Below are 4544 nucleotides of genomic sequence, written 5' to 3' on the forward strand. Positions count from 1 at the left end.
TGGGGCTCGCGGAAATATCTGGTGGCCAGTCTGGACCAGAGTTTGAAAAGAATGGGCCTGGATTATGTTGATATTTTTTATCATCATCGGCCGGATCCAGAAACTCCGCTGGAAGAGACCATGGGGGCGCTGGACTATATTGTTCGAAGCGGCCGTGCGCTGTATGTGGGCATTTCGTCTTACAACCATGAACAAACACGGGAAGCGTCGAAAATATTAAGAGAACTGGGCACGCCCTGCCTGATCCATCAACCGAAATATAATATGTTCGATCGCTGGATTGAAGATGGCTTGTTAAAGGTGTTGAATAAAGAAGGGATTGGATGTATTGTTTTTTCACCATTAGCGCAGGGTTTGTTGACTCAAAAGTACTTGGAGGGGATTCCGGAGGACTCGCGGGCGGCCAAGGCGCATGGATTTTTAAGTCGTAACGATATTACAGAGAAAAGGCTGGAGAAGATCAGGAAGCTCAATGCCCTGGCCAAAGAACGGGGACAATCCCTGGCCCAGATGGCTATTGCCTGGGTGCTGCGTCATCAGACCGTAACCTCAGCGCTGATTGGAGCGAGTAAAGTGGAGCAGATAGACGATTGCCTGGGGGCTTTGCAACATCTTGATTTCGGGGAGAGAGAATTGAATGAGATTGAGAAGATTTTGGAGGGGTGAGCGGTTAGTGATGAGGGAGAGAGCCCGAAACCGTTTAAACGGTTTGGCTAAAAGTTTTACCACTTTATCTTTAAAGAAAGGAGAAAATCCATGGCTTCAAACTCATATGTTCGATGCGGGCTACATCTTATTTGGCCCACCTTTCAGCAAGAAAAGTGCCTTACAGAACCGGCAAGAATCAAAGTTTCCAAATATCTCTACAAATATGCCGAAGAAAAAGGCATTTATATGAGAAAAAATTATGTGAATCCAGACCATGTTCATGCACTGGTAAGTTTGCCATCCAATTTATCAATACAGGAACTGTTACAACTGTTAAAAGGAAGCTCGTCTCATTGGATTAATCAATAAAATTTGCCTGGGATAACGAGTATGCCGCCTTTTCGGTGTTGCATTCAAAAGTAAAAAGCGTTGAAACATTTATTCAAGAGCAGGAACGCGGGCACTGGAAAATGTCATTTCAACAGGAATATGAACTACTTCTGAAAAAACATGAATTCTACCCGAGTACAAAATAAACTGTTAAAACAGTTCTCCCTACTTCTGCATCGTCTGTTCTGTTAAATCCTCTTCCTCTGTAAAACTCATCCTTTGAATAATACGTTTATTCCATTCATTGCAAACATCTTTGCCTTCTGCGCTATACAAATAGTCAATTCTATTCTTGTAATATTCTACTATTCTCGGACGAACCATCTTCAATGTCGAATTCAACAAACGATTTTGTTCTGTGAATCCTTCTCCTAAAATGGCAAAAGTGGCCGGGAGCCAGCGTGAAGGGAAAAGGCCTGCAAACTTTCCACCCGGTTTAAATTGATTGATCTCATTTTCAAGCAATCGAATCGCAGCACATTGCCCCTCCTCCGATTGAAAAGAGTGCCCATGTTTAACCATCCATTCCTTCAGCATCCCTTTGTTAGGCACGACAAGCGCAACCGTGTAAGCCGATTGATTATTGTACAACATAATTTGATCGATGTAAGGAGAGTGATCCACAATGGCCTCTTCAATGCCTTCGGGACTGTATTTCTCTCCATCGTTACCAATGAGCAAGCTCTTTTTTCTTCCCAAAACATACAGGTACCCATCTTCATCGAAATAGCCCAAATCCCCGGTGTGTAGCCACCCATCGCGCAAAGTTTCGGCGGTCGCTTTGGGATTTTTCCAGTAACCGACCATTACATTTTGCCCTTTCACACAAATTTCACCTTGCTGACCGGTAGGTAATTCCTGACCATCGTCATCAACGATTTTAACCTTCATGCCTTTTAAAACTTTGCCCGATGTGCCCAATTTGTGTTCATGGGGCTTATTCGAAGAAATCACCGGCGCAGCTTCCGTTAAACCATAGCCCTGATACATAGGGATACCAATCGCATAAAAAAAACGCTGCATTTCAATATCCAGGTAGGCGCCCCCACCGATAAAAAATTGCAAACGTCCTCCAAAGCTTTCCCTGATTTTACTGAACAAAATCCGATTATAGATGGCATAAAGCGGCTTGTAAATTTTGCGCATTCCCTTGCCTCTGTTCCAGCCCTCCCCATTGTAAAGATAGGCAATCTTCAACCCTTGTTGGAAAAAAGTTTCCGTTGCCTTTCCCTGATTTTTAATCGCTTTTTCAATGTTTTTACGAAAATTTTTGGCCAGAGCAGGAACGCTCAACAAAAAGTGCGGCTTGATTTCAAGCAAATTCTTTGGAATATTTTTTAAAGTTTCCAGTTGCGTGCGGCCGCTTTGCACCGCCGCCATGCTGGCCCCATTCTTGATCAGAGTGTAAAGACCAACAGTATGGGCAAAGGCATGATCCCAGGGTAAAATGAGCAACGTAGTAAAATATGGAGGAACATCCATGACAGTTAATGACTGCTCCGTGTTAACCACATAATTTTTATGTGAAAGGATTACACCTTTAGGATCAGCCGTGGTTCCAGAAGAGTACATGATGGTAGCGTAATCTTCTTCCTGAATCGATTGCCAGGTCTGATTCAGATTATCCTGCCCCTCCTGGGAAGCCAGATATTCTTTCCCTTGCGCTAAAATCTCATCGACTAAAATTTCATCACGACCATAGCTTTCCTTGCCATCGAGCAGGATAACCATTTCCAGTTCTGGTAAGTCCTGCTTAATTTTATCAATTTTGTGTACATGTTGTCCAGAGACAATAACCATTCGGCATCCCGAATGTGCAAGACGAAATTTGAGATCAGAAAATTCATTAATTTTAATCGAAATAGGAACACTGATTGCCCCGCTGTACAAAACGCCAAGTTCACTCATCAACCAGTAATTTCTGCCTTCTGAAATGAGTGCGATGCGCTCACCACGTTTGACACCTAACTTAAGTAATCCGGCCGCAAATTGATGAACTAATTGCTGCATCTGGCGGTAAGTGAGATAGCTGTAAGTATCAGTCCCTTTTTCCCAGATCAAGGGATTCTGCGAAAATTTACGCGCACTGCTTTCGAATAACCAGGGAATGGTTCGTTTTTGCATGTTTGTTTTCCCCATCTGTTGTTTAATAAGACCATTCTAATTTAAAAAAATAAGTTGTAATAAAAAATAGCAGATCTGAAGAAACATGGCCACAAATGAATGGATATCCTATGCCTTTAACACCTCGCCTGCTGTGCAGGAAATATTTCCTGATGGAGTAAACAGGCCGCGCATCATTTCCTTCCAACTTTAGCTGGGAAAGAATCCCTTACGGTTTCTTTTTGGATCGCTTTGCAGAAATGAAGATCAAGAGAGGAAGGTTTGTGCCAGATCTGCTTTCCTAACCAGGCAGTTCCCTATTCCTATCAAATAAACAAACCAGAAAAACCCTTCAACCATAAAACAAATTTTTGCACGCTAAAGCCTTTAAAGGGAAGTGATTTAAAAATCATGACAATCCAGGTAATAAAGGAAAACCAAGGTTCAGAATCATAAATATCGTGTAAAAAAGGACTGAAATCAAAGAAAACCTTAGAATACTTCCTTCAAAACTTCAATCCCGCTTAGCGGGATGCGAAAATTTTTGTGTTGAAGATCCTAAGGCAGCATAGCCGCAACCAAAAACGTTTTTGCAGGGATTTAAGCAACCACAGAGGGCACAGAGAAGTAACAAATAGCGCAGCGTTTTTTAAATTATTTTCCCTCACCCTCTCTATCCCCTTCTCCCAGAATAAAAATCTGGGAGAAGGGGAAGGATTGTGGGGGAAATTTTTTCACCGGTGTTGGAAATTTCTAATATTAGAACCATACACGATCATTAGGAATTCGAAATGTCAACTCGACGTTCGTTCAATCAGTCAACAAATCAACAATTCAATCGTTTTGTTTTCTCACACAGCACAAAAATTTTCTCACGCTAATGTATTACATCTTGTAAGGGAAGTATTCTAACTTCCAGATTTGTGTTTAAGCAATCCGTTCTTTAGTAAAATGTTATGTTTAATCCCCATGGAAGGCCAGGCCAAAAGGGACTTTTAGAATGTTAAAGAAAGGCCATGTTATGGGGAGCGACCGTATTATTAAGGTCAGTTATTTAAGATTTTGTCCATTATTATTACGCTTTACTCAAATATATTTGTTTAAAATAATAACTGGTGTACAGGCGTACCCCCCCCGCATTACGCATGGAAAAATTCCCACCATCGCCTGTACACACAAAATTCAACTATTCAACTTATATCATCTTAACGTTTCCCTTGTCCACCGCCGTTCCCCGGCGTAAATTAGCAATGCCTGCGACCGTACAAACAACAGGAGTAAACCCATGCAACGCAAAAACAAAAGAATTTTTTCCTTTTTCCTTTTTCTTTTTTCCTTTTTCCTTCTTTCATCTTTAATCTTTAATCTTTCTTCTTGCAAACGAAGCACCGAACCCGTTTACA

The 4544-nt window shown here is 41.7% G+C and carries 3 protein-coding genes; 2 read left to right on the forward strand and 1 reads right to left on the reverse strand.

All coding sequences use genetic code 11. From position 1 onward, the window contains the following. Together ACWB0I_RS11165 and ACWB0I_RS11170 are read left to right on the forward strand one after the other, a co-directional pair. Window positions 1-666: aldo/keto reductase (locus ACWB0I_RS11165; protein WP_479388145.1), on the forward strand; the 666-nt coding region annotated here is incomplete at its 5' end. A gap of 90 nt (window positions 667-756) precedes the next feature. Beyond that, window positions 757-1017: an IS200/IS605 family transposase gene (locus tag ACWB0I_RS11170; RefSeq protein WP_479388146.1), complete on the forward strand. Its 261-nt coding sequence runs from the start codon at window positions 757-759 to the stop codon at window positions 1015-1017. Between the two features lie 186 nt (window positions 1018-1203). Here ACWB0I_RS11170 and ACWB0I_RS11175 read toward each other — a convergent pair whose 3' ends face one another. Next, window positions 1204-3162, reverse strand: coding sequence for an AMP-dependent synthetase/ligase (locus ACWB0I_RS11175; RefSeq protein ID WP_479388147.1), 1959 nt, complete (start codon window positions 3160-3162; stop codon window positions 1204-1206). Between the last annotated feature and the right edge of the window lie 1382 nt (window positions 3163-4544).

The organism is Caldithrix sp. (assembly GCF_056497305.1).